The organism is Micromonospora coxensis (assembly GCF_900090295.1).
Classification (GTDB): domain Bacteria; phylum Actinomycetota; class Actinomycetes; order Mycobacteriales; family Micromonosporaceae; genus Micromonospora; species Micromonospora coxensis.
Genome location: NZ_LT607753.1, coordinates 4,494,983 through 4,521,854, shown reverse-complemented (window position 1 = coordinate 4,521,854; position 26,872 = coordinate 4,494,983). Strand labels below are relative to the sequence as shown.

At 72.1% G+C, this 26,872-nt stretch carries 26 protein-coding genes; 12 read left to right on the top strand and 14 right to left on the bottom strand.

The window, feature by feature from the left end:
• The first annotated feature begins 9 nt into the window (after nt 1-9).
• From GA0070614_RS20740 to GA0070614_RS20730, 3 genes are all read left to right on the top strand, one after another.
• On the top strand, nt 10-900 hold the full coding sequence (locus tag GA0070614_RS20740) for an ABC transporter ATP-binding protein (RefSeq protein WP_088977526.1): 891 nt from the start codon (nt 10-12) through the stop codon (nt 898-900).
• Nucleotides 897-1,883 carry a transporter gene (locus GA0070614_RS20735; RefSeq protein WP_088979554.1) on the top strand — a complete coding sequence of 329 codons (987 nt, stop codon included), beginning with the start codon at nt 897-899 and terminating at the stop codon, nt 1,881-1,883. Before GA0070614_RS20740 ends, GA0070614_RS20735 begins: the two co-directional genes overlap by 4 nt.
• A 285-nt stretch (nt 1,884-2,168) precedes the next feature.
• Entirely contained in the window at nt 2,169-4,115 is a 1,947-nt protein-coding gene (locus GA0070614_RS20730; protein WP_088977525.1) for a proprotein convertase P-domain-containing protein, read from the top strand.
• Between the two features lie 237 nt (nt 4,116-4,352).
• Here the strand turns inward: GA0070614_RS20730 and GA0070614_RS20725 are convergent, their stop codons facing one another.
• A complete protein-coding gene (locus GA0070614_RS20725; RefSeq protein ID WP_088977524.1) occupies nt 4,353-5,042 on the bottom strand; it encodes an RlpA-like double-psi beta-barrel domain-containing protein in 690 nt (229 codons plus the stop codon).
• 298 nt (nt 5,043-5,340) lie between these two features.
• On the opposite strand from GA0070614_RS20725, the gene GA0070614_RS20720 reads away from it, so the two are divergent.
• The 5 genes from GA0070614_RS20720 (at nt 5,341) to GA0070614_RS20700 (ending at nt 10,083) form a co-directional block, all read left to right on the top strand.
• Nucleotides 5,341-6,624, top strand: coding sequence for a GAF domain-containing protein (locus GA0070614_RS20720; RefSeq protein ID WP_088977523.1), 1,284 nt, complete (start codon nt 5,341-5,343; stop codon nt 6,622-6,624).
• A 40-nt stretch (nt 6,625-6,664) separates the two neighbouring features.
• On the top strand, nt 6,665-8,170 hold the full coding sequence (gene exaC / locus GA0070614_RS20715) for an acetaldehyde dehydrogenase ExaC (protein ID WP_088977522.1): 1,506 nt from the start codon (nt 6,665-6,667) through the stop codon (nt 8,168-8,170).
• Nucleotides 8,170-8,562 carry a DUF779 domain-containing protein gene (locus tag GA0070614_RS20710; RefSeq protein WP_088977521.1) on the top strand — a complete coding sequence of 131 codons (393 nt, stop codon included), beginning with the start codon at nt 8,170-8,172 and terminating at the stop codon, nt 8,560-8,562. The genes exaC and GA0070614_RS20710 overlap by 1 nt, the downstream gene beginning before the upstream one ends.
• A 115-nt stretch (nt 8,563-8,677) precedes the next feature.
• Complete coding sequence (locus GA0070614_RS20705; protein WP_088977520.1) at nt 8,678-9,199, top strand: polysaccharide deacetylase family protein; 522 nt, start codon at nt 8,678-8,680, stop codon at nt 9,197-9,199.
• The gene (locus GA0070614_RS20700; protein WP_088977519.1) at nt 9,196-10,083 is read left to right on the top strand and encodes a hypothetical protein; all 888 of its coding nucleotides are present in this window, start codon (nt 9,196-9,198) and stop codon (nt 10,081-10,083) included. Before GA0070614_RS20705 ends, GA0070614_RS20700 begins: the two co-directional genes overlap by 4 nt.
• A gap of 57 nt (nt 10,084-10,140) precedes the next feature.
• Here the strand turns inward: GA0070614_RS20700 and GA0070614_RS20695 are convergent, their stop codons facing one another.
• The 8 genes from GA0070614_RS20695 to GA0070614_RS20660 all read right to left on the bottom strand — a co-directional run bounded on the left by GA0070614_RS20695 (nt 10,141) and on the right by GA0070614_RS20660 (nt 18,854).
• Nucleotides 10,141-10,887, bottom strand: a complete 747-nt coding sequence (locus GA0070614_RS20695) for a LamG-like jellyroll fold domain-containing protein (RefSeq protein ID WP_088977518.1) — start codon at nt 10,885-10,887, stop codon at nt 10,141-10,143.
• A 147-nt stretch (nt 10,888-11,034) separates the two neighbouring features.
• Entirely contained in the window at nt 11,035-12,045 is a 1,011-nt protein-coding gene (gene speB, locus GA0070614_RS20690; protein WP_088977517.1) for an agmatinase, read from the bottom strand.
• Nucleotides 12,042-13,241 carry a saccharopine dehydrogenase family protein gene (locus GA0070614_RS20685; RefSeq protein ID WP_088977516.1) on the bottom strand — a complete coding sequence of 400 codons (1,200 nt, stop codon included), beginning with the start codon at nt 13,239-13,241 and terminating at the stop codon, nt 12,042-12,044. The genes speB and GA0070614_RS20685 overlap by 4 nt, the downstream gene beginning before the upstream one ends.
• Entirely contained in the window at nt 13,241-14,662 is a 1,422-nt protein-coding gene (locus GA0070614_RS20680; RefSeq protein ID WP_088977515.1) for an NAD(P)/FAD-dependent oxidoreductase, read from the bottom strand. Before GA0070614_RS20680 ends, GA0070614_RS20685 begins: the two co-directional genes overlap by 1 nt.
• Complete coding sequence (locus GA0070614_RS20675; protein ID WP_231933341.1) at nt 14,659-15,501, bottom strand: ABC transporter permease; 843 nt, start codon at nt 15,499-15,501, stop codon at nt 14,659-14,661. Before GA0070614_RS20675 ends, GA0070614_RS20680 begins: the two co-directional genes overlap by 4 nt.
• Nucleotides 15,498-16,409 carry an ABC transporter permease gene (locus GA0070614_RS20670; protein WP_088977514.1) on the bottom strand — a complete coding sequence of 304 codons (912 nt, stop codon included), beginning with the start codon at nt 16,407-16,409 and terminating at the stop codon, nt 15,498-15,500. The genes GA0070614_RS20675 and GA0070614_RS20670 overlap by 4 nt, the downstream gene beginning before the upstream one ends.
• An 88-nt stretch (nt 16,410-16,497) precedes the next feature.
• The gene (locus GA0070614_RS20665; RefSeq protein WP_088979552.1) at nt 16,498-17,664 is read right to left on the bottom strand and encodes an ABC transporter ATP-binding protein; all 1,167 of its coding nucleotides are present in this window, start codon (nt 17,662-17,664) and stop codon (nt 16,498-16,500) included.
• A gap of 5 nt (nt 17,665-17,669) precedes the next feature.
• A complete protein-coding gene (locus GA0070614_RS20660) occupies nt 17,670-18,854 on the bottom strand; it encodes a polyamine ABC transporter substrate-binding protein (protein ID WP_088977513.1) in 1,185 nt (394 codons plus the stop codon).
• Between the two features lie 207 nt (nt 18,855-19,061).
• Between GA0070614_RS20660 and GA0070614_RS20655 the strand changes: the two genes are divergently transcribed.
• From GA0070614_RS20655 to GA0070614_RS20645, 3 genes are all read left to right on the top strand, one after another.
• Nucleotides 19,062-19,574, top strand: coding sequence for an Lrp/AsnC family transcriptional regulator (locus tag GA0070614_RS20655; RefSeq protein WP_088977512.1), 513 nt, complete (start codon nt 19,062-19,064; stop codon nt 19,572-19,574).
• Nucleotides 19,575-19,726: 152 nt separating this feature from the next.
• Nucleotides 19,727-21,073: an aspartate aminotransferase family protein gene (locus GA0070614_RS20650; RefSeq protein ID WP_088977511.1), complete on the top strand. Its 1,347-nt coding sequence runs from the start codon at nt 19,727-19,729 to the stop codon at nt 21,071-21,073.
• Between the two features lie 83 nt (nt 21,074-21,156).
• Complete coding sequence (locus GA0070614_RS20645; RefSeq protein ID WP_088977510.1) at nt 21,157-22,533, top strand: NAD(P)/FAD-dependent oxidoreductase; 1,377 nt, start codon at nt 21,157-21,159, stop codon at nt 22,531-22,533.
• A gap of 334 nt (nt 22,534-22,867) precedes the next feature.
• Here GA0070614_RS20645 and GA0070614_RS20640 read toward each other — a convergent pair whose 3' ends face one another.
• Nucleotides 22,868-23,236, bottom strand: a complete 369-nt coding sequence (locus GA0070614_RS20640) for a DUF3499 domain-containing protein (protein ID WP_088977509.1) — start codon at nt 23,234-23,236, stop codon at nt 22,868-22,870.
• Nucleotides 23,237-23,390: 154 nt separating this feature from the next.
• Here GA0070614_RS20640 and GA0070614_RS20635 point away from each other — a divergent pair, with 154 nt between their 5' ends.
• On the top strand, nt 23,391-23,840 hold the full coding sequence (locus tag GA0070614_RS20635) for a metallopeptidase family protein (RefSeq protein ID WP_088963879.1): 450 nt from the start codon (nt 23,391-23,393) through the stop codon (nt 23,838-23,840).
• A 107-nt stretch (nt 23,841-23,947) separates the two neighbouring features.
• Here GA0070614_RS20635 and GA0070614_RS20630 read toward each other — a convergent pair whose 3' ends face one another.
• The 4 genes from GA0070614_RS20630 to GA0070614_RS20615 all read right to left on the bottom strand — a co-directional run bounded on the left by GA0070614_RS20630 (nt 23,948) and on the right by GA0070614_RS20615 (nt 26,813).
• A complete protein-coding gene (locus GA0070614_RS20630; RefSeq protein WP_007455784.1) occupies nt 23,948-24,205 on the bottom strand; it encodes a WhiB family transcriptional regulator in 258 nt (85 codons plus the stop codon).
• A gap of 462 nt (nt 24,206-24,667) precedes the next feature.
• Nucleotides 24,668-25,018, bottom strand: coding sequence for a phospholipase (locus GA0070614_RS20625; protein ID WP_088977508.1), 351 nt, complete (start codon nt 25,016-25,018; stop codon nt 24,668-24,670).
• Nucleotides 25,019-25,034: 16 nt separating this feature from the next.
• The gene (locus GA0070614_RS20620) at nt 25,035-26,432 is read right to left on the bottom strand and encodes a DUF4331 domain-containing protein (protein ID WP_088977507.1); all 1,398 of its coding nucleotides are present in this window, start codon (nt 26,430-26,432) and stop codon (nt 25,035-25,037) included.
• Nucleotides 26,433-26,531: 99 nt separating this feature from the next.
• Entirely contained in the window at nt 26,532-26,813 is a 282-nt protein-coding gene (locus GA0070614_RS20615) for a hypothetical protein (RefSeq protein WP_088977506.1), read from the bottom strand.
• Between the last annotated feature and the right edge of the window lie 59 nt (nt 26,814-26,872).

Genomic DNA, 26,872 nt, shown 5'->3' with positions numbered 1-26,872 from the left:
GGACAGCGAATGGAGATCGTGCTGGAGGCCGAGCAGCTCGGCAAACGCTACGGGAGGAGCTGGGCACTGCGGGACTGCACGCTGCGGCTGCCCGCCGGACGCGTCGCCGCTCTCGTCGGGCCCAACGGTGCGGGCAAGAGCACCCTGCTGCACCTGGCGGTCGGCCTCCTGAGACCGGACGCCGGCACGGTGCGGGTCTTCGGCGAGGCGCCGTACGACAACCCCGGGATCCTGCCGGAGATCGGCTTCGTCGCCCAGGACACCCCGCTGTACCGCGACTTCACCGCCGCCGAACTGGTCCACCTCGGTGGCCGGATGAACCGGCGCTGGGACGCCGCGCTGGCGCGGGACCGGCTCGCCCAACTCGGCATCCCACCGCACCTGCCGGTCGGCAAGCTCTCCGGCGGCCAACGCGCCCAGGTCGCGCTCGCGCTCGCGCTGGCGAAGCGACCCCGACTGCTGCTGCTCGACGAGCCGGTCGCCAGCCTCGACCCGCTGGCCCGCAGGGAGTTCCACCAGTCACTGATGGGCAGCGTCGCCGAGTCGGAGACGACCGTGCTGCTCTCCTCGCACCTGCTGGCCGACCTGGAACGGGTCTGCGACTACCTGATCGTGCTCAACTCCGCCCGGGTGCAGCTCGCCGGTGTCGTCGACGACCTGGTCGCCGCGCACCGGCAGTTGGTCGGCCCACGGCACGACGACGCCCCGATCGGCGGCGTCGCCGGGGTCGTCCGGGCCAGCCACACCGACCGGCAGTCCACGCTGCTGGTCCGCACCGACGGCCCGGTCACCGATCCCAGCTGGACGGTGCGCGACGTCGGCCTGGAGGACGTCGTCCTGGCCTACCTGGCCGACGGGGTCACGCAGACCAGTCACCGCGAGTGGGGGGTGCCGGCATGATCTGGCTGACCTGGCGGCAACACCGCAGACAGGCGTTCTTCACGCTGCTGGGATTCGCGGCGCTCGCCGCCCTGATGGTGCCGATCGGCCTGTCGATGCGGCACACCTTCGCCGACCTCGGACTGGCGGAGTGCGTACGCCGGCTCGCCGACGGCGGGACGGCGGCGACCAGCGAGACCTGCGACGCGGGCTTCTACCGCTTCACCAACGAGTACGCGGACCTGAACCTGCTGGCCGTGCTGCTGCTCGCCCTGCCGGTGCTGGTCGGCCTGTTCTGGGGCGCCCCGCTGGTCGCCCGCGAGGTGGAGCAGGGCACGCACCGGTTCGCCTGGACCCAGGGCATCGCTCGGAGCCGCTGGGCGCTGGTGAAGTTCGGGCTGGTCGGCACGGCGGCGACGGCCCTCGCCGTCGGCTACGGGCTGGGCATGTCGTGGTGGGTCGAGCCGCTCACCCAGGCCGCGCGCGAGGGCCGGTTCGGCATGATCGTCTTCGACCTCCAGGGTGTCGTCCCGATCGGGTACACCCTCTTCGCCGTGGCCCTGGGCATCTTCGCCGGCACCGTGTCGAAGCGGATGCTGCCCGCCATGGGCATCACCCTGGCCGGGTTCATCGGCGTACGGGCGGCGGTGGCGCTCCTGGCCCGACCGCACTACCAGCCCGCCCGCACCCTCACCTTCCCCATCGAGGGATCCACCGAGGCGGACATGGGCCGTGGCGACTGGATCCTCGGCCGGGGCATCCGGAACGCCGACGGGACGATGGTGGCGGAGGGCGCGCGGATCATCTGCCCGCCCGGCGGCAAGGCGCCGGACGGCCGGGCCTGCGGCGCCGAGCTGGGCCTGCAGCCCGGCGCGTACAACTGGCAGCTCTACCAGCCGGAAGACCGGTTCTGGCTGTTCCAGGGCATCGAGACCGGCATCTTCGTCGCCCTCGCCGTGGTCCTGCTCTACCTGACCGTCCGCCGCGTCCGGCGCATCGCCTGACCGACCGTGGAACACCATGGGTGTCACGCACCCATGGTGTTCCACCCACCGCCCGGCCGGGCACGGCCATCGAATACTGACTCTTCAGTCAGTCGGGCACGAGCCGGGCAGGCCGCCTGCCTGCGGATACGGCACTCGGAGGCCGTCCAGAGTTTGTGATTTTTTTCCTATCTCTTCGATCTTTCTCCATACGTCGATTCCCGCCCTACGATCTCCTTCAACTCGATCAACATCGATCGGGTGGTGTGCCACGAGCACACCTCACCGGAAGGAACACCCCCAGGGATGACGAACCCCCACGCACCCCGAACCCCTTGGCGCATCGGGATCGCCACAGCCGCCGTCACCACCGCGGTGGCCCTCGGCGCCCCGGCGACCGCCGCCCCCACCGCCCCCGCCGAGGGGCAGATCCTCCAGGCCGGTGGCGCCACCGCGGTCACCGGCTCGTACATCGTCGTCTTCGACGACGCCGCCGTGAACCGGGCCGACGTCGCGAAGACCGCGCGCGCCCTCGCCGACGAGCACGGCGGCGCGGTGGCCCGCACCTACCGGAACGCGCTGCGCGGCTTCGAGGCCCGGCTCTCGGAGGCCGAGGCCCGGCAGCTCGCCGCCGACCCGTCGGTGCGCTACGTCCAGCAGAACCACACCGTGCGCATCACCGGCACGCAGAGCCCGACCTCGTCCTGGGGGCTCGACCGGCTCGACCAGCGCGCCCTGCCGCTGAACAACTCCTACACGTACCCGAACACCGGCTCGGGCGTGAAGGCGTACATCATCGACACCGGCATCCGGACCAGCCACAGCGACTTCGGTGGTCGCGCGATCTCCGGCTTCGACTCGGTCGACGGCGGCACCGCGGACGACTGCAACGGCCACGGCACGCACGTCGCCGGCACGGTCGGCGGCACCTCGTACGGCGTGGCCAAGGGCGTCACCCTGGTCGGCGTCCGAGTGCTCGACTGCGAGGGCAGCGGCACCAACGCCGGCGTCATCCAGGGCGTCGACTGGGTCACCGGCGACCACGCCGCCGGCCAGCTCGCGGTGGCCAACATGAGCCTCGGCGGCAGCTACGACCAGGCGCTCAACGACGCGGTCGCCCGTTCCATCGCCGACGGCGTCACCTACGGCCTCGCGGCGGGCAACGACAGCGGCGCCAACGCCTGCAACAGCTCGCCGGCCAGCACCCCCGCCGGCATCACCGTCGGCTCGACCACCAACACCGACGCTCGGTCGTCGTTCTCCAACATCGGTAGCTGCCTGGACATCTTCGCCCCGGGCTCGTCGATCACCTCGGCCTGGCACACCGGCAACACCGCGACGAACACCATCAGCGGCACCTCGATGGCGACGCCGCACGTGGTCGGCGCGGCGGCGCTCGTGCTCGCCGCCAACCCGTCGTTCACCCCGCAGCAGGTGCGCGACAAGCTGGTCACCGACGCCACCAGCAACGTGGTGACCAACGTCGGCACCGGCTCGCCCAACAAGCTGCTCTACGTCGGCGGCGGCACCACCACGCCGCCCCCGCCGCCGCCGTCGGGTTGCACGCAGACCAACGACGCCGACGTGACCGTCACGGACAACGCCACCGTCGAGAGCACGATCACCATCTCCGGCTGCACGGGCAACGCCGGCGCCGCCAGCACCGTCGCCGTCAACATCGTGCACCCGTACATCGGCGACCTGGTGGTCAGCCTGATCGCCCCCGACGGCAGCACCTACCCCCTGCACAACCGCGCCGGCAGCTCCACCGACAACATCAACCAGACCTATGCGGTCAACCTCTCCGGCGAGGTCGCCAACGGCACCTGGAAACTGCGCGTCCAGGACGCCGCCGCCGGTGACACCGGCTACCTGAACAGCTGGACGCTCAACCTGGGCGGCTCGACGGCCACCTGCGGCGGCACCAACGGCGCCAACGTGACGATCAACGACAACGCCACGGTGTCCAGCGCCGTCGCGGTCTCGGGCTGCACCGGCACCGCCTCGTCGACCAGCAAGGTCGAGGTGCACGTCGTGCACACCTACATCGGTGACCTGGTGGTCAGCCTGGTCGCGCCGGACGGCAGCGTCTACACCCTGCACAACCGCAGCGGCAGCTCCACCGACAACATCAACCAGACCTATGCGGTCAACCTCTCCACCGAGACCCGCAACGGCACCTGGAACCTGCGGGTCCAGGACGCCGCGAGCGGCGACACCGGCTACATCGACAGCTGGACGCTGACCCTGTAGTTCCCCCACCCCGGTCCGACCGGACCGGGCCCGACGGGCCCCTCGCCATCACCTGGTGAGGGGCCCGTTCGGCTGGTCCGGGATGCGCAGCGTCGACGGGACACCAGGATCACGCCGTCGGATCCGCCGCACCGCCGCACGGCAGCGGGCCCTTGCCGACGCCCGGCCGAGCCGGCACCGACGGCGACGCCGTGCAGGTCGTCCCGGGCGGGGAGACCTGCCCGGCGTCGCACCACGTCAGCGCAGCAGTTCGACCACGTTGCGGCGGACCAGGTTCTTGCCGGGCTCCCGGATCGCGTCCATGGCGGCGGCGTTGAGCAGCACGCAACTGCCCGACGGCCCGGTCACCGTCACGCTGACCGCCTTGCCGTTGTCCAGGTTGGTCACCCGCAGCCGCGTCCCGACCGGGAACTGGCCGCTGGTCGCGGCGGGCGCACCGCCCTCGGCGGAGAAGGTGATCGCCCCGGCGCACACGCTGGCGCCACCCGGTTGTGCGCCGCCCGCCGACGCGCCGGGCTGCGCGCTGCCCGGCCGGGTCTGCTGGTCGGGCCGGGCCGCTCCCCCCGGCTGCGCCCCGCCGTCGAGGCGTTCCACCAGATTGCGGCGGATCACGTTCTTGCCGGGCTCGCGCACCAGGTCCATCGCGGCGGCGTTGAGCAGCACGCAACTACCCGACGGCCCGGTCACCGTCACGGTGGCCGCCTTGCCGTTGTCCAGGTTGGTCACCCGCAGCCGCGTCCCGACCGGGAACCGGTCGCTGGTCGCGGCCGGCGCGCCGCCCTCGGCCGAGAACGTGACCGATCCCTGGCAGGCGCTCGGCCGGGTGGTGGTGGTGTCGGCGAAGCCGAACCCGGTCCCGACCGCCACCACCGCCGAGGCCACCACGGCCACCCCGGCCGCCAGCACGTGCTTCCGCTGCACCTTCACCTGTCACTCCCGTCCTCCGTCGAGCTCCTACGACGCCGGGTACGGACTGGGAGCGCTGCCGGGTTCACCGTTTCCGGCAGGGAAGTTTCGAGTGGGACGGACACCGGGCGGGGATACCGGGCCCACGGAGGATCAGATGTCATCCGTTCCCCGCGTCCCGACCAGCACGACCGCCCTTCCCGTGCCGCCACGCGCACCCTGTGCGCCGGACACCGGATGGGAGAGCGTCGATCGCCCGGACAACCGGTACTGGCGATCGAGGGTGAGCTGGGTCACCATGGGCGCGAGGAGGTCGCCGATGGCTGACCCGTGGCTCGCCCTGGAGTTCGGCGTCGATCCCGCAGAGCGGATCGCGCAGGTCGGCGCCGCCCACGAGGCGTTCCTGACCGCCGGCGTCACCCCCCACCCGGTCCGCGACGTGGTCCGACGGTCCTGGGAACGGTCCGCGCTGCTCGACCCGGAAACCACCGCCCCCGTCGACCTCACCGGCGACGCGCTGGAGAGCTACCGCGCGGCGCATCCCCTGGCCCGGGTGCTGCCCCTCTTCCGCGACCTGCTCGGCGGCATCGCCCAGGACGGCGCGCACCTGATGGCGGTCTGCGACGCGTACGGGCGGCTGCTCTGGGTGGAGGGGCATCCGGGGGTGCTCCGGCACGCCGAGCGGATGAACTTCGTCCCCGGGGCCCGCTGGGACGAGCAGCACGCCGGCACCAACGCCCCCGGCACCGCCCTCGCCGTCGACCACAGCGTGCAGATCTTCGCCACCGAGCACTTCGTCCGGCCGGTGCAGCGCTGGACCTGCGCCGCCGCGCCCATCCACGACCCGACCACCGGCCGGCTGCTCGGCGCGGTCGACATCACCGGCGGCGACCACCTCGCCAACCCGCAGAGCCTCGCCCTGGTCCGGGCCACCGCCCGCGCCGCCGAGACGCTCCTGGCCGGCGCCACACCGGTCGAACCCGACCTGGTCCAGGTGTCCGCACTCGGCCGCGACGAGGCGGAACTGCGCGTCGGCGGGCGGCGCGTACGGCTCGGCCGCCGGCACAGCGAGCTGCTGGTGCTGCTGCTCGACCACCCCGAGGGGCGGACCGGCGAACAGCTCGGCCTCGACCTCTACGGCGACGACCGGCTGCACCCGGTCACCCTCCGCGCCGAGCTGTCCCGGCTGCGCCGGGCACTCGGCGACGAACTGCTCGACTCCCGGCCGTACCGGCTGCGGGGGCCGGTGCGCGCGGACTTCCGTACCGTCGTCGAGCTGCTGGAACGCGGCGACGTGCCGGGCGCGCTCGGGGCGTACCCGGGAAGTCTGCTGCCGGCCTCCGACGCGCCGGGAGTGGTGCGACTGCGCCGGCTGGTCGACGACCAGCTGCGCGGGGCCGTGCTGGCCGCCGCGGACCCGGCGCTGCTCGCGGCCTGGACCGCGATGCCCGCCGGCCGCGACGACCTCACCGCCTGGCAGGCGATGGCGCGGGCGTTGCCGGCGGGCGCGCCCCGCCGGCCCCTCGCCCTCGCGCGGATCCGCCAGCTCTCCGGGGAGTACGACCTCAGCCGCGCAACCTCGCTGCAACGTCGCCGCCACTAGCGTCCGGCCATCCACCACCCACGGACGGCGGAGGTACCCGATGACGCGCTACGACGCCCCCACCCACTGGCAGTCCCGCTACGACCACTTCATCGGCGGCGAGTACGTGAAGCCGCACGGCGGTCGCTACTTCGAGAACCCCACCCCGGTCACCGGGCAGACCTTCTGCGAGGTGGCCCGGGGCACCGCCGAGGACGTCGAGAAGGCTCTCGACGCCGCGCACGGCGCCGCCGACGCCTGGGGACGCACCTCGGTGGCCGAGCGGGCACTGGTCCTGAACCGGATCGCCGACCGGATGCAGGAGCACCTGGAGTCCCTCGCCGTCGCCGAGACCTGGGAGAACGGCAAGCCGGTACGGGAGACCCTGGCCGCCGACATCCCGCTCGCGATCGACCACTTCCGGTACTTCGCCGGGGCGATCCGGGCCCAGGAGGGCACCCTCGGGGAGATCGACGACGACACCGTCGCGTACCACTTCCACGAGCCGCTCGGCGTGGTCGGGCAGATCATCCCGTGGAACTTCCCGATCCTGATGGCCGTCTGGAAGCTCGCCCCGGCGCTCGCCGCCGGCAACGCCGTGGTGCTCAAGCCCGCCGAGCAGACCCCCGCGTCGATCCATCACCTGCTCTCGCTCGTCGCCGACCTGCTGCCGCCCGGCGTGGTGAACGTGGTCAACGGCTTCGGCGTCGAGGCGGGCAAGCCGCTGGCCTCCTCGCCCCGGGTGGCGAAGGTGGCCTTCACCGGGGAGACCACCACCGGCCGGCTGATCATGCAGTACGCCAGCGAGAACATCCGGCCCGTCACGCTGGAGCTGGGTGGCAAGAGCCCGAACATCTTCTTCGACGACGTCAGCGCCGCCACCGACGACTTCCTGGACAAGGCCCTGGAGGGCTTCACCATGTTCGCCCTCAACCAGGGCGAGGTCTGCACCTGCCCGTCCCGGGCGCTGATCCAGCAGGGCCACTACTCCGACTTCCTGGCGGCGGCCGTGGAGCGGACCCGGGCCGTCCGCCAGGGCCACCCGCTGGACACCGACACGATGATCGGCGCGCAGGCGTCCAACGACCAGCTGGAGAAGATCCTGTCCTACCTGGACGTCGGCCGGCAGGAGGGCGCTCGCGTCCTGACCGGCGGCGGGCGGGCGGAGCTGGGCGGCGAGCTGTCCGGCGGGTACTACGTCGAGCCGACGATCTTCGAGGGCGACAACGCGATGCGGATCTTCCAGGAGGAGATCTTCGGCCCGGTGGTCTCGGTGACCTCCTTCGCCGACCTGGACGACGCCGTGAAGATCGCCAACGACACCCTGTACGGACTCGGTGCGGGCGTCTGGACCCGGGACATGAACACCGCGTACCGGGCCGGGCGGGCCATCCAGGCCGGCCGGGTCTGGACCAACTGCTACCACGCGTATCCGGCGCACGCCGCGTTCGGCGGGTACAAGCAGTCCGGCATCGGCCGGGAGAACCACAAGATGATGCTGGAGCACTACCAGCAGACCAAGAACCTGCTGGTCAGCTACTCCACCAAGAAGCTCGGCCTCTTCTGATGGGTGCCGCTGCCGACGGTGCCGCGACTCCCGTCCCGGGGGCCGCGGCACCGCCGCCCGTCTCGGTGACCCCGGCGGCGGCCGAACTGATCCGGGCGCTGCGCGAGCGGCACGGGCCGGTGATGTTCCACCAGTCCGGCGGCTGCTGCGACGGCAGCGCCCCGATGTGCTACCCGGCCGGCGAGTTCCGCACCGGCTCCTCGGACGTGCTGCTCGCGGCGCTGCGGATCGAGGGGGTCGCGGAACCGGTCGAGTTCTGGATGTCGGCGGCGCAGTGGGAGCGGTGGAGACACACCACGTTGACCGTCGACGTGGTGCCCGGCCGGGGCGGTGGGTTCTCGCTGGAGGCCCCGGACGGCGTCCGCTTCCTCATCCGGTCGCGGCTGGCCTGAGCCCCGGAAACGGGACGTCCGGCTCTGCACGGCGTCACCCGGCGGGCGGAGGATGGAGGCAGCGGGCGCGAGAGGCTCCCCGCCCCGTCCGACGCCCGCGTCGGAGGTGATTCCCGTGAACGAGCGGAGCAGCGACGGTGTGGTCCGGCGGATCCGGGCCGTGCTCGTGGCCACGGCGGTCCTGGTGCTGGTGGCCGCCGTCGGGGTGGTGGTGACGCCGTCGCGCGCCGTCGCCGCCGACACCGCGCCCTACCGGGCCGCGGTCTTCACCAAGGGGTACGACAGCACGAAGCTCGTCACCCTGACCTTCGACTCGGACTGGCCCACCTCCGACGACGAGCGGACCAGGGCGAACATCGCCTCCGTCCTGGACACCCTGGCCGCGAACGGGATCACCGCCGGGTTCGGGCTGACCGGGCGGTTCGTGACGCAGAACCCGGACGCCACCCGGGCCATCGCCGCCGGCGGGCACAAGCTGATCAACCACAGCTGGGACCACCCGGACTTCCTGACCCTGACCCAGGCCGCCCGGTGGTCCCAGCTCGACCGCGCCGAGGCGGCCTACCGGGCGCTCGGGTTGACCTCGGCCGGCTGGTTCCGCACCCCGTACCGGTCCGGCTACCTCGACCCCGGGTGAACCGGGACCTCGCCCTGCGCGGCTGGTACGTCAACCTCGACTGGACCTACGACACCACCGGCTACCAGGCGAAGCCGTGGTCGGTGATCAGCCAGCGGATCGACGCGTACACGGTGCCGGGCGCGATCCTGGTGATGCACGTCAGCGCGCCCTCCACCGACCCCGGGTACCTCCAGGCGATCATCGACAGGCTCAGGGGCATGGGGTACGGCTTCGCCAGCCCGTACCGGGCGGTGACCGTCGGCGGGATCAGGTCGAAGTACCTCTCGCTGGGCGGCCCGTCGTCGGCGTTCGGGGCTCCGGTCACCGCCGAGATGGTCGCCACCACCAGCGGCACGGCGGTGCAGTGGTTCCAGCGCGGCCGGATCTACTGGCGCAGCGGCGTCGGCACGTACTACGTGTTCGGCGGCATCCTGACCAAGTACCGCTCGCTGGGCACGGTCACCTCGTTCCTCGGCTTCCCGCTCGGCGACGAGCAGGCCGGGGCCGGCGGCGGTCGGTACCAGCACTTCCAGGGCGGGTCGATCTACTGGTCGACGGCGACCGGGGCGCACACGGTCAACGGCGGCATCCGGACGAAGTGGACGGCGCTGGGGGCCGAGGCCGGCTTCCTCGGCTATCCCGTCTCGGACGAGGTGGCGGTCACCGGTGGGCGTGCCTCACAGTTCCAGGGCGGCAACGTGTACTGGTCGTCGACGACCGGGGCGCACGAGGTGCACGGGCTGATCCTGAGCCGCTACCTCAGCCTCGGCGGCACCGGCAGCCGGCTCGGCCTGCCCACCACCGACGAGTACGCGGTGACCGGCGGCCGCCGGTCCGACTTCCAGCACGGCGCGATCGTCCTGGACAGCGCCACCGGGACGACCCGGGTCATCTACACCTGACCGGACGAACCGTGGGGGCGGGCGCCGGGCGCCCGCCCCCACGGTGCTCGCCGCTGGTCAGCCGATGCTGAAGACGGCGTTGTCCATCTCGCCGCGGAACTGGTCGTTGTTGGTCAGCCCCGCACCCTTGGCGCCGATGTGCACCTTCGCGGTGTTGGTGACGTCCATGGTCGCGCCCGTGCCCTCCGCCACCACCGTGCTGCCGACGATCAGGCTCAACGTGTCACCGCGCCGCTTGCACTGGACGAACTTCCAGCCCTGGTCGGCGATGGAGGCGTCGGCGGTGATCAGCTTCGACACGGTGAGACCCGCGGTGTCGAGCCCCTTGATGCGGCAGCCCGGCTTGCCGCCGTCGAGCTGCAGCTTCCACTGCGCCGGGTCGGCGTAGACGCCCTTCTGCACCAGGTTGGCACCCTCGGTCACCTGACCGGTGGTCACCTTCACCATGGCGCTGATGGTGAAGTCCTGCGTCCCCGGGTTGAGGTTGGCGGCGTCCGGCACCTGGATCAGCGCGCTGCCGGTGGCCGGGAACGCGATCGCCGGGCTCGGGCCGGATCCGCCGGGGCGGGACGTGCGGGAGATGCTGCCCGGGGCGCCCACCGCGATGCACCCGGAGTCGCCCGGAGTGGCGACGTCGGCGAAGCAGCCGGCGGTCCAGGGACCGGGCTCGACCTGCCCGGTCGGGGTGGCGTCGAAGTCGAGCCGGAGCTGTTCGGTGGCCGCGTACGCGGGCGTCGCGTTGACCAGCGCGGCGGTGGCGAGGGCGGCGACACCCAGGGCGAATGTGGACAGGGCACGACCCATGAAGGTCCTCCGGAGATTTGGCCGCGGGCCCCCGTACGGCCGCAGCGTCACCACATGATCACGTCGTGTCCGCCCCCTGTCAATGCCCGGCGGATCGATTCCGGTCGACCCGGAGGGAACCCGACGGGCCGGATCACTGGGGCGGGGTCAGCGGGCGTCCAGGAGGGGCTGGTGGGGGTTCCAGGGCGGGCCGCCGGCGGCGTCGCGGCGGCGGCGGGCGATGGCCGACAGCGCCTCCAGCACCACCCGGTTGCCGAGGTACGCGGTGATGTCGGCGTGGTCGTACGGCGGGGCCACCTCGACCACGTCGAGACCGACGACGGGCAGCTCGTAACAGACCCGGCGGACCGCGTCGAGGAGTTGCCGCGAGGTCAACCCGCCGGGCTCCGGGGTGCCGGTGCCGGGGGCCATGCCGGGGTCGACCACGTCCACGTCGACGGAGAGGAAGACCCCCTCGCACTCGTCGACCGCGATCGCGAAGGCTTCGGTCAGGCAGGTGTCGAGCCCGCGCGCGACCAGCTCGGTCATCTCGTACGAGCGCATCCGCTGCGCGGCCATCCAGGCCAGCGTCTCGGGGCCGGGCCAGTAGCCGCGCAGCCCGATCTGGAGGAACCGGTCGCCGCGTACCGCGCCGGACTCGATGAGCCGGCGCATCGGCTGACCGTGCCCGTGCAGCGAGCCGAACTCGATGTCGCCGGTGTCGGCGTGCGCGTCGAAGTGCACCAGCGACACCCGGCCGAGCCCGTGGTGGCGGGCCACCCCGGTGGCGTCGGGCAGGGCGATGGAGTGGTCACCGCCGAGCACCACCGGGATCGCCCCGGCGCGCGCGACCGCGTGGACGGCGGTCTCCAGCGCGCCCAACGACCGCTCGATGTCGCCGGAGAACATCTCCACGTCACCGGCGTCGTAGACGCACAGGTCCCGCAGCCCGTCCACCCGCATCGCCAGGGACGGGCGGGAGCCGTCGTGCGGCAGGTAGCAGGCCTGCCGGATGGCGGACGGGCCGAACCGGGTGCCCGGCCGGTGCGAGGTGCCGCCGTCGAAGGGCGCACCGATGATCACCACGTCGGCGTCCGCGTAGGTGACGGGTTCCTCCAGCGTGCACGGCGGCACGCCGAGGAAGGTGACGTCCGGGCCGAACATCGGGCCGTACCTCATCGCTCCTCCATTCCCCAGGGCGAGCCGTACCCGGTGAGCAGGTCCAGGAACGGCGTGGGCGGCAGCGCCTCCGGACCGAGCACGCCGACGCCGGACCACGCGCCGGTGGCGAGCAGTTCCAGGGCGACCACCGGGTTCACCGCGGTCTGCCAGACCACGGCCTGGTGGCCGTACTCCCGCATCGACCACTCGTTGTCGACCACGTGGTACAGGTAGACCTCACGGGGCCGCCCGGACCTCGATCCGCGCACCCAGGTCCCGGCGCAGGTCTTGCCGCGCATCCGCGCGCCGAGGGTGGCCGGGTCGGGCAGCGACGCGGCGACCACGTCCCGGGGGGACACCTGCACCCCGCGCACCGTCACCGGGGCGGTGGCGTCCAGCCCGACCTTGTGCAGGGCCTTCAGCACCTCGATGAACTCGTCGCCGAGGCCGTACTTGAAGGTGACCCGCTTCGCCTTCACCCAGCGCGGGATCAGCAGCACCTCCTCGTGCTCGACGTTGACGCACTCGACCGGGCCGATCCCCTCGGGGAAGTGGAAGACCTCCGGCTCGCTGAACGGCTCGGTGGTGAACCAGCCCCGACCGGCCTCCCAGATCACCGGCGGGTTCAGGCACTCCTCGATGGTGGTCCAGATGGAGAAGGACGGCGCGAAGTCGTACCCGTCGACGGTGAGGTTCGCGCCGTCGCGTACCCCGATCTCGTCGATCTCGTCGAACAGCTCGTCGGCGGCGTAGCGGGCGAACACGTCGGACAGGCCGGGCTCGATACCGATGCCGCACAGCGCCAGCCGTCCGGCCGCCTCCCACCGGTCGGCCGCGGCGAACTGCTCGTCGCCGAGCTTCACGCCGGTCTCCGCGTAGGGGCGCGACGGGTGCGGCCGGGACAGCGACATCGCCATGTCCAGGTAGTCGGCCCCGGCGGCGAGCGCGGCGTCGAAGATCGGCATGACGAAGCGCGGGTCGACCGCGTTGAGCACGTGGGTGATCCGGTGCTCCCGGCAGAGCGCGGCGACCGCGTCGGCGGAGGCGGCGTCCACCTGGGCGGCGACGAACCGGTCACCGTGGGCGGCGACGGCCCGCGCGGCCCGGTCGGGGTCGTGGTCGGCGACCACCATGGTCTCGAAGAACGATCGGCGGGCGGCGATGGCGGCGGCGGCGGCGCCGACCCCGCCGGCGCCGACGAGCAGGATGCGCATCAGGAATCAAACCCCAGTCCAAGACGATCGAGGGTACGGAGCCAGAGGTTGCGCCGGCCCTCGCGCGCGTCGGCGCGGGCCAGCGACCAGCGGGTGAGGTGGATGCCGGCGGCCCGGACGGGTTCCGGCGGGAACGGCAGCGGCGTGCTGCGGACCAGGTCGAGCCGGGTCAGTGGGGTGTCCGCACCGCTGAGCAGGTCGAGCATCACCCGGGCGCCGAACCGGGTGGCGCCGACGCCGAGGCCGGTGAAGCCGGCCGCGTACGCGAGCCGGCCCTCGTAGGCGGTGCCGAAGAACGGGCAGAACCGGGTGCAGGTGTCGATGACCCCGCCCCAGCGGTGGCTGAAGCGCAGGTCGGCCAGTTGCGGGAAGGTGGTGGCGAAGTGCTCGGCGAGGGCGGTGAAGGTGGCCGGGCGCTGCTCCAGCTCCGGGGCGACCCGGTTGCCGTAGTGGTAGACCGCGTCGTAGCCGCCGAAGAGGATCCGCCCGTCGGCGGTGATCCGGTAGTAGTGGAACTGGTTGCCGGTGTCGGCGAGCCCCTGCCGGTTGCGCCAGCCGATCGCGTCGCGCTGGGCCGGCGTCAGCGGCTCGGTCATCAGGGCGTAGTCGTAGACCGGCACGATCCAGGCGCGCAGCCGGCGCAGCAGCGGCGGGAAGGCGTTGGTGGCGAGCACCACCTGTCGGGCCCGGACCAGGCCGGGCGCGGCGTCCGGGCCGCCGGCCGTGACGGCGCGCAGGGTGGCGGCGTCCCGGCGCAGCCCGGTGACCCGGGTCCGTTCGGCGATCCGGACACCGAGCCGCAGGCAGGCGCGGCGCAGCCCCCAGGCCAGCTTCGCCGGGTCGAGCAGGGCCACCCGGCCGGTGTCCCACAGCCCGCCGAGGTACGTCGGCGAGTGCACCTCGGCGCGAACCTCGTCCCGGTCGAGCAGCCGGACGTCGTGGCCGTACCGGCGGGCCAGCGCGGCGTCCTCGGCCAGCCCGACGAGCTGGTACGGCGCCACCGCCACCGCCAGCTCGCCGGTGCGCTCGAAGTCGCAGTCGATCCCGTACGCCTCGACGGTCGCCGCGATCGCGTCCAGGTTCTCCCGGCCGAGCCGTTCCAGCTCGTCGATCTCGCCGGGGAAGCGCTGCGCGCCGTTGGCGAGGCCGTGGGTGAGCGAGGCGGCGCAGAACCCGCCGTTGCGCCCGGACGCGGCCCACCCGCAGGTGCCCGCCTCGACCAGCAGCACGTCCCGGTCGGGGTCGTCGGACTTGGCGAGCAGGGCGGTCCAGAGTCCGGCGTACCCGCCGCCGACGACCAGCAGGTCGGCGGTGTGCGTACCGTGCAGCGGCGGCAGCGGGTCGGGGCGTTCCGGGCGGTCCAGCCAGTAGGGCACGGGCGCCGCGTCGGCGAGCGCCCTGCCGGTATGCGGGAGGATCATGACGGGCCGCTCGCCCGTCGGCCCGCCAGGGGCGCCAGCGCGGCGCGCCGGGCCCGCCGGGCGCGCAGCGAACTGACGCCGACCAGCAGCAGCGCGATCACGAACATGGCCGTGCCGATGACGTTGACCTGCGGCGGGATGCCGCGCTGGGCGGCGCCCCAGACGTACATCGGGAAGGTGACGGTGGTGCCGGCGTTGAAGTTCGTGATGATGAAGTCGTCGAAGCTGAGCGAGAAGGCCAGCAGCGCGGCGGCCACGATGCCGGGCAGCACCAGCGGCAGGGTGACCAGCCGGAAGGTCTGCCACTCGTTGGCGTAGAGGTCCATCGCGGCCTCCTCCAGCCGCCGGTCCATCCCGGCCAGCCGCGCCTTGACCGTGACCACCACGAACGACACGCAGAACATGACGTGCGCGATGACGACGGTCCAGAAGCCCTGCGGCACGCCGGCGGAGACGAAGAGGGCGAGCAGCGAGGTGCCCATCACCAGCTCCGGCGTGGCCATCGGCAGGAAGATCAGCAGGTTGACCCCGGAGCGGCCCCGGAACCGGTGCCGGACCAGGGCGAACGCCATCAGCGTGCCGAGCACCGTGGCGACCACGGTGGCGATGAAGCCGATCTGGACGCTGCGCACCACCGCGTCGCACATGTCGGCGGTGGCGCACGGGTTGCGCCAGTTGTCCAGGGTGAACTCGTGGAAGTCGTACGACAGCCGGCTCGACGGGCGGTTGAACGACAGCCCGGCCACCACCAGGATCGGCAGGGCGAGGTAGCCGAGCACCAGCAGGGCCACGATCATCACCCAGCGGTCAGCCAGCCAACGCGAGACGCGGGTCGTCACAGGACCTCCTCCGTGCCGGCCCGGCGCAGGTAGCCGAAGACCACCGCGAGGATCGCCGCCATCAGCAGGAACGACAGCGCCGCGCCCTGCGGGTAGTCCAGCCGGACCAGGAACGCCGAGTCGATGACGTTGCCGATCATGTACTCGTTGGGGGTGCCGAGCAGTTCGGCGTTGATGTAGTCGCCGGTGGCCGGGATGAAGAAGAGCAGCGTGCCGGCGATCAGGCCGGGCATGGACAGCGGCAGGGTGACCCGGCGGAACGTCTGCACCGGGTTGGCGTACAGGTCGCCCGCCGCCTCCAGCAGCCGGTGGTCGAGGCGCTCCAGGCTGGCGTACAGCGGCAGCACCAGGAAGGGCAGGAAGTTGTACGTCAGGCCGAGGATCACCGCGAACGGGGTGGCCAGCAGCCGTCCGTCGGGAGCGAGCAGGTGCACGTCACGCAGCAGCCCGACGAACCAGCCGTTGTCCGACAGGATGGTCTTCCAGGCCAGGGTGCGCACCAGGAAGCTGGTGAACATCGGGGCGACGACGCAGACCAGCAGCAGGTTCTTCCACCGGCCGGCCTTCTGCGCGATCGCGTACGCCAGCGGGTAGCCCATCAGCAGCGCCAGCACCAGCGCGATCCCGGCGTAGCCGAAGGAGCGGGCGAACTGCGGCCAGTACGCCTGCAACGCGTCCGGGTAGTTGCTGAACGCCCAGGTCAGCACGTACCCGGTGGAGAGCGAGCCGCTCGGGTCGTAGAGGCTGGCCGCGGCCAGTTGCAGCAGCGGCACGGCGAAGAAGACGAACAGCCAGGCCGCGCCCGGCAGGAGCAGCAGGTACGGCAGCAGCCGGTGCCGCCCCCCACGAGACGGTGGCGCGAGGTCCGCCCGCCCCGTCGGCGCCGGCACGCGCGCCAGCGCGCTCACGCCGTCACTCCGGCCCCGCGCGACGGGTTTGCGGCGTGTGGCGGTGTTTGGGTCGCGGGATACCGCGACACGCCGCGGATCGGCCCGGTCACGACGGCGCTCCGACCGGCTCGTCGAGCAGCGGGGTGGTGCGGTCCTCCTGGCCGGGTTCGCGGGGCAGCAGGAAGGCGTGCCGGGGATCCCAGTGCGCCACCACCGGGGTGCCGACCGGGTGCTGCCCACCGGTGCCGCTGTTCGCCGTGAACGCGGAGAGCTCGCTCCCCCAGCCGGTCCGGACCAGGTACTGGGTGCTGACCCCGACGTAGGAGGCGTCGGTGACGATGCCCTCGACGTGCTGGTGTCCCGCGGGGACCTGGGCGGCGGAGCCGGCCAGGTGCAGCTTCTCGGGGCGTACCCCCAGGTAGACCGGGCCCCGGTCGGAGCGGGCGCGGTCGGCGGGCACGGAGAAGCGGGCGCCGTGGGCGGTGACCGGCACGTCGGCGCCGGCGGGCCCGGCGGCCTCGGCGGCGAGCAGGTTGGACTGGCCGAGGAAGTTCGCCACGAACGCGGTGGCCGGGAACTCGTAGAGTTCGGCGGGAGCGCCGAGCTGCTCGATCCGCCCGGCGTTCATCACCGCGACCGTGTCGGCCATCGTCATGGCCTCCTCCTGGTCGTGGGTGACGTGCACGAAGGTGATCCCCACCTCGGTCTGGATCCGCTTCAGCTCGATCTGCATCTGCCGGCGCAGCTTCAGGTCGAGCGCGCCGAGCGGCTCGTCGAGCAGCAGCACCTGCGGGTGGTTGACCAGGGCGCGGACCAGGGCGACGCGCTGCTGCTGACCGCCGGAGAGCTGACCGGGGTAGTGGTTGCCGTACTCCGCCAGCTGCACCAGTTCGAGCATGCGCCGGACATCGTCGTCGGTGGAGCGGCGCCCACGCCGGCGCAGCCCGAAGGCGACGTTGCGGTAGACGTCGAGGTGCGGAAAGAGCGCGTAGCTCTGGAACACGGTGTTGACCGGCCGCTGGTACGGCCGCAGCCGGGTGACGTCCCGGTCGCCGAGCAGCACCTGACCGCTGGTCGGCTCCTCCAGCCCGGCGATCATCCGCAGGGTGGTGGTCTTGCCGCAGCCGGACGAGCCGAGCAGGGCGAAGAACGAGCCCTGCGGGACGGTGAGGCTGAGGTCGTCGACGGCGGTGAAGATGCCGAACCGCTTGGTGAGGTTGGCCAGCCGCAGGTCGCCGGCCGGTGCACCGTGTTCCCGAGGTTTCGCGCCCATCCCGATCACGCCCCGATGACCTGCTGGAACTTGGACTCGTACTCCTTCTCCTGCTTCTCGTCGAGGGCCATGAAGACCTTCGACTTCCGCAGCAGCGCCTCGTCCGGGAAGATCAGCGGGTTGGCCGCCAGCTCGGGGTCGATCTTCTCCATCTCGGCCTGCGCGCCCTTGACCGGGCAGATGTAGTTGACGTACGCGGCGAGCTTGGCCGCGACCGCGGGCTCGTAGTAGTAGTTGATCAGCGCTTCGGCGTTGCCCTTGTGGGTGGCCTTGTTCGGCACCATCATGTTGTCGCTGAAGAGCATCACGCCCGACTCGGGCGCGACGAACTTGACCTTCTCGTCCTCGCCGGAGAGCTGGATGACGTCGCCGGACCAGGCGATGCAGGCGGCGATGTCGCCCTTGGCCAGGTCGGGGGCGTAGTCGTTGCCGGTGAACCGGCGGATCTGGCCGGAGTCCACCGCCTTCTTGAGCTTGTTGAGCGCGTCGTCGAACTGGGCGGCGGTGAAGTTCGCCGGGTCGTGTCCGTTGGACTGGAGCAGCAGGCCCATGGTGTCGCGCATCTCGCTCAGCGCGGTCACCTTGCCCTTGAGGTCGGGGCGGGTGAGCAGCTCGTCGACGGTGCGGATCTCCTTGGTGACGTTGCCGTTCCAGGCGAGCCCGGCGAGGCCGGACTGCCACGGGATGGAGATCCGGTTCTCCGGGTCGAAGGAGCGGTTGAGCAGCGACGGCAGCAGGTTCGCCGCCACGTTGGGGATCTTCGCCGGGTCGAGTTTCTGGATCCAGCCGAGCCGGATCATCCGGGCGGCCATCCAGTCGGTCAGGACGATGATGTCCCGGTCGGTGCTCTGACAGCTCGCGAGCTGGTTCTGTACCTTGCCGAAGAACTCGTTGTTGTCGTTGACGTCCTCGGTGTAGGTGACCTGGATGCCCGTCCTGGCGACGAACGCGTCGAGGGTGGGCCGCTTCGACTCGTCCTTCTCGTCGACGTCCATGTACTGCGGCCAGTTGGCGAAGGCCAGCTTCTTCTCCGTGGCGGAGAGGTCCTCGCTCTTGCAGCCCGCCTCGGTCTGCGTCGCGGCCTTGGTGCCGCAGCCGGCGAGCACACCGCCCGCGGCGAGCAGGGCGGCCGAGGAGAGGGTGCCGGTGAGCAGTCCACGTCGAGTGAGGGGCAGCGGGGGAGTGCGCATGTGACGACTCCTAGGGGGTCGTCCGTCGGCGACGGGACGGGGGTGACGCGCCGGCGGGAGGGGGTCTTTGCCAGGGACGACTGATCCTGACATGAGGTTCCCTCTCTTACAAGGGATTCCGTTGCGGGAATAGCGATGGACGACGAATTACGCCACACTCGCCGGTGGCACTAGGCTCAGCGCGGTACCGGACATGGGGAGTGGTCGATGACGAACCGACAGCAGGAGAACGGCGCCGGCGGGCGACGCGTCACGGTGCGCGAAGGCGCCAGCCACGCGCTGTTGGACGACGTGGCGAAGCAGATCATCGAGCAGCTCCAGGAGGACGGCCGGCGGCCGTACGCGACCATCGGCAAGGCCGTCGGGCTCTCCGAGGCGGCGGTACGCCAGCGGGTGCAGCGCCTGCTCGACGCCGGGGTGATGCAGATCGTCGCGGTCACCGACCCGCTCCAGCTCGGGTTCCCCCGGCAGGCCATGATCGGCCTGCGCACCGACGGGGACCTGGAGACCGTCGCGGACCGGCTCGCCGAGTTCGAGGAGGTCGACTACGTGGTGATCACCGCCGGCTCGTTCGACCTGCTGACCGAGGTGGTCTGCCGCAACGACGCGCACCTGCTGGAGATCCTGCAACGGCTGCGCGCCGTCGACGGCGTACTGGCGACCGAGGCGTTCGTCTACCTCAAGCTGCGCAAGCAGACCTACACCTGGGGCACAGCCTGATACGGATTCCGTCGCACCCGCTCCACATCCACGCTGAATCCGTTGCCAGCTGACGGCATCAGGCTTGCATTTCGCGGTGAAGCTGTGGGATAACCGTGGGCAGAGCGGCCGGTGCCACCCCCTTGACCGGCCCTGGACCCGATGGGGCTGACATGGCCGACGCCACCGACCACCTCTGGATGCACTTCACCCGGATGGCCAGCTACGCCGCAGGCGAGGTACCGACCATCGTGCGCGGCGAGGGCGCGTACATCTGGGACGCGCAGGGCCGCCGCTACCTCGACGGGCTCGCCGGGCTCTTCGTCGTCAACGCCGGGCACGGGCGCGCCGAACTGGCCGACGCCGCCGCCAAGCAGGCGGCCGAGCTGGCCTACTTCCCGCTCTGGTCGTACGCCCACCCGAAGGCCGTCGAACTGGCCGAGCGGATCGCGGCGCTGACCCCGGCCGACCTGAACCGGGTCTTCTTCACCACCGGCGGCTCGGAGGCCGTCGAGGCGGCGTGGAAACTGGCCCGGGCCTACTTCAAGCGCACCGGCAAGCCGAACAAGCACAAGGTGGTCAGCCGCTACATCGCGTACCACGGCACCTCGATGGGGGCGCTGTCGATCACCGGGCTGCCGGGCATCAAGAGCGACTTCGAGCCGTTGGTGCCGGGCGGCATCAAGGTGCCGAACACGAACTTCTACCGGGCACCGGAGCACGGCGACTCCCCCGAGGCGTTCGGCCGCTGGGCCGCCGACGAGATCGCCCGGGCCATCGAGCGGGAGGGGCCGGACACCGTCGCGGCGGTCTTCCTGGAGCCGGTGCAGAACTCCGGCGGCTGCTTCCCGCCGCCGCCCGGGTACTTCGCCCGGGTCCGCGAGATCTGCGACGCGTACGACGTGCTGCTCGTCTCCGACGAGGTGATCTGCTCGTGGGGCCGGCTCGGCGAGTACTTCGGCGCCGTCCGGTACGACTACCGCCCCGACATCATCACCACCGCCAAGGGCATCACCTCCGGCTACGCCCCGCTCGGCGCGATGATCGCCAGCGACCGGCTGATGGAGCCGTTCCTCACCGAGACCGGGATGTTCGCCCACGGGGTGACCTTCGGCGGCCACCCGGTCTCCTGCGCGGTGGCCCTGGCCAACCTGGAGGTCTTCGAGCGCGAGGACCTGATCGGGCACGTACGCGCCAACGAGGACGCCTTCCGGTCCACCCTGGAGAAGCTCACCGACCTGCCGATCGTCGGCGACGTCCGGGGCGACGGCTACTTCTACGGCATCGAACTGGTCAAGGACAAGGCCACCCGGGCCACCTTCGACGAGGCCGAGTCCGAGCGGCTGCTGCGCGGCTTCCTGTCGTCCGCGCTCTTCTCCGCCGGGCTCTACTGCCGGGCCGACGACCGGGGCGACCCGGTGGTGCAGCTCGCCCCGCCGCTGATCGCCGATCAGCAGCAGTTCGACGAGATCGAGCAGATCCTGCGCGCGGTGCTCACCGAGGCGTGGACCCGCCTGTAATCCCCCCTCGCCGGCCGGGCCGGCCGGACGCCTCCCCCGTGGCGCCCGGCCGGCCCGGTCCCTTCCCACCCGCGGAGCCCCCGATGCGCTACCCGGAGCTGTCGTACTGGCTGTCGACGGTGGACGAGCCGTTGACCCCGCGCCCGCCGCTGACCGGGGACACGGACGCCGACGTGGTGATCGTGGGCGCCGGCTACACCGGGCTCTGGACGGCGTACTACCTGGCCGTCGCCGACCCGACCGTGCGGATCACCGTGCTGGAGGCCGAGATCGCCGGGTACGGCGCGTCCGGGCGCAACGGCGGCTGGTGCTCGGCGCTCTTCCCCACCTCGCTGTCCGCCCTGGCCCGCCGGCACGGCCGGGACCGGGCGCTGGCGATGCAGCGGGCCATGCGGGAAACCGTCCGGGAGGTGGGCCGGGTGGTCGAGGCCGAGGGCGTCGACTGCGACTGGCGGCAGGGCGGGACGGTGGTGCTGGCCCGCTCGGAGGTCCAGCTCGCCCGGGCCCGGGCCGAGGTGGCGGCGGCCCGCGCCCACGGCCTCGACCCGGAGGACCTGGTGCTGCTCGACGCCGCCGAGGCGTCCGCCCGCTGCGCCGCCGAGGGGGTACGCGGTGGGACGTACACCCCGCACTGCGCCGCCGTGCATCCGGCGAAGCTGGTCCGAGGGCTGGCCCGGGTGGTCGAGGCGCGCGGGGTGCGGATCGCCGAACGGACCCCGGTGACCGAGATCCGGCCCGGCGCGGCGGTCACCGGACACGGGACGGTGCGGGCGCCGGTCGTCGTCCGGGCCACCGAGGGCTGGACGCCGGGGCTGCCCGGGCACCGCCGCACCGTCGCGCCGGTGTACTCGCTGATGGTCGCCACCGCACCGCTGCCGGACCCGACGTGGGACGAGATCGGGCTGGGCGCGCGGGAGACCTTCTCCGACCACCGGCACGTCATCGTCTACGGCCAGCGCACCGCCGACGGCCGACTCGCCTTCGGCGGCCGGGGCGCCCCGTACCACTTCGGCTCCCGCGTCCGTCCCGCGTACGACCAGGAGCCGCAGGTCTTCGCGGCGCTGCGCCGGGCGCTGGGCGAACTCTTCCCGGTGCTCGGCCCGGACGTGCCGGTCACCCACACCTGGGGCGGGCCGCTCGGGGTGGCCCGGGACTGGCACGCCTCGGTGGGGCTGGACCGGGCGAGCGGGCTGGGCTGGGCCGGCGGCTACGTCGGGGACGGGGTGGGCGCCAGCAACCTCGCCGGGCGTACCCTCGCGGACCTGATCCTGGAGCGGGAGAGCGACCTGACCCGGCTGCCCTGGGTCGGCCACCGCTCTCCCCGCTGGGAGCCGGAGCCCCTGCGCTGGCTGGCCGTCAACGCCGGCCTACGCGTGATGCTCGCCGCCGACCGCGCCGAGCGGCGCACCGGCCGCCCCTCCCGCCGCGCCGCCGCCTTCTCCCGCCTCCTCGGCCACTGACCCCACCCACCAGCTCCCCCCACCCACCGCGCGCCACCCACCGCGCGCCACCCGTCCGAGTTGATCAAGAAGTTTTGGTCTGAATCCGAGCCTGAGTCACCCGCAAACCTCTTGATCAACACAGCGGCGTGGGGGGCGCGGAGGCGCAGCGGCGTGGGGGGCGGGGGGCGCAGCGCGCGGGGGCGCAGTGGTACGGCGATGCGAGGCGCTGAGGTGCACAGCGGCAGGGCGAGGCGTGGCCTGGACGAGTGCGGCGCGACCCCGCGCAGCGGTGAGGGCTGTGCGGGGCGGGGGCTTGGACTGCGGCCTGGGCGAGTGCCGTGGGAGGGGTGGGTCAGTGGTTGGGGGGGATGACGCGGAGGTGGCCGCGACGGCCGGTCTGCGGACCCTGGTGGACGTTCTGGTCGTCCTCAGGGGGGCGCGGGGCGACCGGGCGGGCGGCCTCGCGGACCGCCTCGGCGAGCGCGACCAGGTCGTCGGTGGTCGGCGGCGGCGGCTCGAACTCGCCCTCGTGCCGCACCACGTCCCAGCCCCGGGGGGCGGTCAGACTGCGGGCGTGCGGCTCGCAGAGGTCGTACGTGTGCGGCTCGGCGAAGGCCGCGAGCGGACCCACCACGGCCGTCGACTCGTTGTAGACATAGGTCAGCGTGGCGACCGCTTGCCGGGGGCAGCCGTTACGGGAGCAGCGCCGTGGTGACCTCACGGCGGCAGGGTATCCCCAATACCGGGTCCGGCGCACTCGTTCGCGTTCCGACACGCCCGTCACGGTGATCACAATTCGCACCACCGGCCACCCGGCGCGCCACGGGCGCGGCGCTGCCGCAGGCCAGGCGATCGGGGCGGCTACCCTTTGCCTCATGACGAGCCCGGAACACCGCCGCCCCGGCTCCGGCCGGCGCACCCACCGCGACCGCCACGGCCGCGGCCTGCGCGGGCGGCTGGTGCCGGCGACCGTGCCGCTGGCCCGGACGAAAGCCGAGGTCTTCGACGATCTCGTGCTCGACACCGTCGAGACGCTGGAGCGCCGCTTCGCCAAGGAGTTGGCCGGCGTCGAGTTCGCCGTCGAGGACGTCCCGCCGGACCTGAACGTCTACGACTCCGACGTGCTGGAGGACGGCGAGGTGCCGCTGGCCCGCCTGCTGCCGGGGCGACCCGGCCGGCAGGAGGTGCCGCCCCGGATCGTGCTCTACCGGCGTCCGCTGGAGTTCCGGGCGATGGACCGTGAGGACCTCGCCGACCTCGTCCACGACGTGATCATCGAGCAGGTGGCGAACCTGCTCGGGGTCGACCCGGACGAGCTGGCCTGACCGACCCCCTGGCCGGGCCGCCCCCGCGACCCCGACCGTTCACCCGCGGAGCGACGCTCCGCCGGACGTGAGCCGGGCGGCCCCCACCGCCCCGGCTCGACCTCGACTCAGGCGGCCCGCCGCTTGAGCTTGCGCCGCTCCCGCTCGGAGAGCCCGCCCCAGATCCCGAACCGCTCGTCGTGACCGAGAGCGTATTCGAGGCATTCCGTCTTGACCTCGCACCGCGAACAGATCCGCTTCGCCTCGCGGGTCGAGCCGCCCTTCTCGGGAAAGAACGCTTCCGGATCGGTCTGCGAGCACAACGCCCGCTCCTGCCACTCCGGCGCGTTTCCGAGCAGGTCGGCCACCTCGAGCTGGCCGTCCATCAGATGCCTCCTTGTCGCGCACCGGCGTTCACCGCCGCTGCAACCCCCCACGCGAAAGGCGTGCTTGTCCGTCCGGTCCCAATTTGTTGCGTTCCGTGCGAACAACCCCATTCAAATTACACGCGTGTAATGCGTGCGCCGTCAAGCCGAACTTGATAATGGAGTCGCCCTCCCGACACCGTCGCGGACGACCACTTCGGCCGCCCGGCCTCGCAACCTGCCCTATCGATTCAGACCCCGGACGAGTAACGCCCTCTCCGGCGAGTTGCCCGAGATTTCTGCCGTGGCGTCGCCACCGGGGTACGCCGGCGGAGGCTCCGGTGGACCAGCCAACCAAGATCAGGTTCTCAGTGGGGCACAGGTTAACGCGGTTCGGCGCGAGCCGCCCGTCGAGGCGGAAATGCCGACAGCGCCCCGTCCACGATGTGGACGGGGCGCGACGGTTCGGGCACGCTGCGACGATCAGTCGGCCCCCGGCGGAGCGCTGCTCGGCCAGACGAATTCGGCGATCGCGCCACCGGTGACGGAGATCGCCCCGGCGGGCGTGTCCTCGTCCCACCAGACGGTATAGAGCCCCGCCGGGAGGTCCGGGTAGACGGCACTGTGGAACACCCCGTCGCGGACGATCCGCTCACGTACCGCGACGTGGGTCCGCTGCGCCGCCGGCTGGTCGGCCCGGCTGATCTCGATCTCCCGGCCGTGCAGGTCACGTCCGCAGTAGATGATCAGTGCGCCGGTGTCCCCACCGAGGTCGAGCAGGACGGTCCCGCTCTCCGTCGGCCCGTACCGGTGGTCGTGGTGGTGCGCGTGCATGGTGATCTCCGTCCGGTCAGGACGCCGACGCCGGCGGGTTGTTGAACCCGTCGTACGGCGTGCCGAGGAAGGGGAAGTTGCGCAGGAACGGCGCGGTGACGTCGGCCGCGCTCAGCCCCGGGGTGACCGCCCCGGCCGCCGCGTCCGGCGTGAAGGTCTTGTCCACCAGCGGGACGGTGACCCCCGCGACCGCCCGCAGCGCGATGCTCACCACGTCGTCGCCGACCCGCCGGCCGTTGGGGTAGCCGGCCAGGTCGCCGCCGAGCACGCCGAACCGGTCCGGCTTGGCCGACGGCCGGATCGCGGTGTTCAGCCGGAGCATGTCGGCCTGGACGTCACCGGTGTTGTTGGTGAACCCGTCGATCAGACCGGACGGGATACCGGTCAGCATGATCGCCACCAGGTCGGCCCGGGCCTTCTTCGACTTGTTCAGTCGGTCCAGGTTGGGGAAGACGTCCGGGTAGAGCGCCGGCAGCAGGGCGGCGAGTTCCGGCTGCTCGACGAAGCGGGCGAAGCGCTTGTCCTCCGACGGCGGCAGGGTGTTCCACAGGTCCTTCTTGGACATCGGCACGATGACCTCGTTGAACAACGGGTTGCCGAGTCGCGACACCTGCGTCCACGGCCCGGCCGCGGCGTCCGCCGCCACCTTGTCGCCGAGAATCCGCACCTGCTGGCGGGAGGCCGTCGTCCACACCCCGATGACCGAGGCGCGGTCGCCGGCGCCGTACCGGTTGGCCTTGCGGCGCACCTTGCTCAGCGGCACCTGCACCGCGATGCTGTGCACGTTCATCCGGTCCAGCGCGTTGACCGGCTCACCCTCGGCCTTGAAGATGTTCTTCCCGGCCACGTGCAACTGCTGGAACGGCCGGAGCGTGCCCAGGTCGAAGATCGCCCCCAGGTCGACGAAGAAGCCGTCGGCGCGCTGCCCGGCGAAGACCTTCTCACCGGTCGAGAGGCTGAACGTCGCCTGCCGGACCAGATCGTTGTACTTCGGGATGGAGAGCCGGCCGACGTTGCACGGCGGGCAGGGCAGCTTGTGCGCCAGCACGTGCTCCCGGCCGTCGGTCACCCGGGTCAGCTTGTAGAACTGGCGGCGATTCCAGTTCTTGCTGTCCAGCGACTCGATCGGCCCGGTGTTGTAGAGAAAACTGTTCGGATTCGTGATCTCGGTGGTGAATTCGAAACGGTAGGTGACATCGGGATGACCGTCACCGTCGTTGTCGATATGGATCTCGTACCGCACGTCGTCGCCGAACTCAAAGAAGTTCGGTCCGCCGGAGGGGAGCTGCAACGGCACGTAGTTCGCGATCAACGTCACTGAGTCGGGCCGGTCGGGCGTGACGAAGGCGTACAGGTCGGAGCTGTCGGCGACCGGGTCCTTGCTTATCTCCGGTGCTTCGCGGTGGGAGGACATGGCGGACCAACCTTTGCGGGATCAGGAGGACGTCGGGGCATGACGAGCCGGGCGCCGGGAGCCTGCGCCGGGTCGTGAGGAGGAGCGGACGGGGGCGGGTCAGCGCCGCCGGGCGGCGGTGCGCAGCCGGTCCGCCAGGCCGCGGTCGCGTACCTCGATCCGGGACGTGCCGACGAAGATGTCCATCGTCCCGGAGGCGGCGTCGCGCAGGTGGACGACGATCGGGTCGTCCTTCGAACCCGCCGCCGACGGGGCGTTCTGCGCCGCCGACACCCCGGTCACGGTCAGCGCCGCCGCGCCGAGCGTGGCGCTCGCGGCGGCGGTCAGTGTCTGCCGGCGGGTCAGTCGCGGCCAGGAACGCTTCCGCACTTCACTCGTCATGGGGAACCTTTCCTCCGGCGGCGCGTCAGCGCGCGCGGTGTGGAGCGCGAGGCTGCCGG

Excerpts from the sequence above, each read along its gene's own strand:
- GA0070614_RS20740 (WP_088977526.1), top strand. The coding sequence starts at position 10 with ATGGAGATCGTGCTGGAGGCCGAGCAGCTCGGCAAACGCTACGGGAGG.
- GA0070614_RS20735 (WP_088979554.1), top strand. The coding sequence starts at position 897 with ATGATCTGGCTGACCTGGCGGCAACACCGCAGACAGGCGTTCTTCACG.
- GA0070614_RS20730 (WP_088977525.1), top strand. The coding sequence starts at position 2,169 with ATGACGAACCCCCACGCACCCCGAACCCCTTGGCGCATCGGGATCGCC.
- GA0070614_RS20720 (WP_088977523.1), top strand. The coding sequence starts at position 5,341 with ATGGCTGACCCGTGGCTCGCCCTGGAGTTCGGCGTCGATCCCGCAGAG.
- exaC (WP_088977522.1), top strand. The coding sequence starts at position 6,665 with ATGACGCGCTACGACGCCCCCACCCACTGGCAGTCCCGCTACGACCAC.
- GA0070614_RS20710 (WP_088977521.1), top strand. The coding sequence starts at position 8,170 with ATGGGTGCCGCTGCCGACGGTGCCGCGACTCCCGTCCCGGGGGCCGCG.
- GA0070614_RS20695 (WP_088977518.1), bottom strand. The coding sequence starts at position 10,887 with ATGGGTCGTGCCCTGTCCACATTCGCCCTGGGTGTCGCCGCCCTCGCC.
- speB (WP_088977517.1), bottom strand. The coding sequence starts at position 12,045 with ATGAGGTACGGCCCGATGTTCGGCCCGGACGTCACCTTCCTCGGCGTG.
- GA0070614_RS20685 (WP_088977516.1), bottom strand. The coding sequence starts at position 13,241 with ATGCGCATCCTGCTCGTCGGCGCCGGCGGGGTCGGCGCCGCCGCCGCC.
- GA0070614_RS20680 (WP_088977515.1), bottom strand. The coding sequence starts at position 14,662 with ATGATCCTCCCGCATACCGGCAGGGCGCTCGCCGACGCGGCGCCCGTG.
- GA0070614_RS20665 (WP_088979552.1), bottom strand. The coding sequence starts at position 17,664 with ATGGGCGCGAAACCTCGGGAACACGGTGCACCGGCCGGCGACCTGCGG.
- GA0070614_RS20660 (WP_088977513.1), bottom strand. The coding sequence starts at position 18,854 with ATGCGCACTCCCCCGCTGCCCCTCACTCGACGTGGACTGCTCACCGGC.
- GA0070614_RS20655 (WP_088977512.1), top strand. The coding sequence starts at position 19,062 with ATGACGAACCGACAGCAGGAGAACGGCGCCGGCGGGCGACGCGTCACG.
- GA0070614_RS20650 (WP_088977511.1), top strand. The coding sequence starts at position 19,727 with ATGGCCGACGCCACCGACCACCTCTGGATGCACTTCACCCGGATGGCC.
- GA0070614_RS20645 (WP_088977510.1), top strand. The coding sequence starts at position 21,157 with ATGCGCTACCCGGAGCTGTCGTACTGGCTGTCGACGGTGGACGAGCCG.
- GA0070614_RS20635 (WP_088963879.1), top strand. The coding sequence starts at position 23,391 with ATGACGAGCCCGGAACACCGCCGCCCCGGCTCCGGCCGGCGCACCCAC.
- GA0070614_RS20630 (WP_007455784.1), bottom strand. The coding sequence starts at position 24,205 with ATGGACGGCCAGCTCGAGGTGGCCGACCTGCTCGGAAACGCGCCGGAG.
- GA0070614_RS20625 (WP_088977508.1), bottom strand. The coding sequence starts at position 25,018 with ATGCACGCGCACCACCACGACCACCGGTACGGGCCGACGGAGAGCGGG.
- GA0070614_RS20620 (WP_088977507.1), bottom strand. The coding sequence starts at position 26,432 with ATGTCCTCCCACCGCGAAGCACCGGAGATAAGCAAGGACCCGGTCGCC.
- GA0070614_RS20615 (WP_088977506.1), bottom strand. The coding sequence starts at position 26,813 with ATGACGAGTGAAGTGCGGAAGCGTTCCTGGCCGCGACTGACCCGCCGG.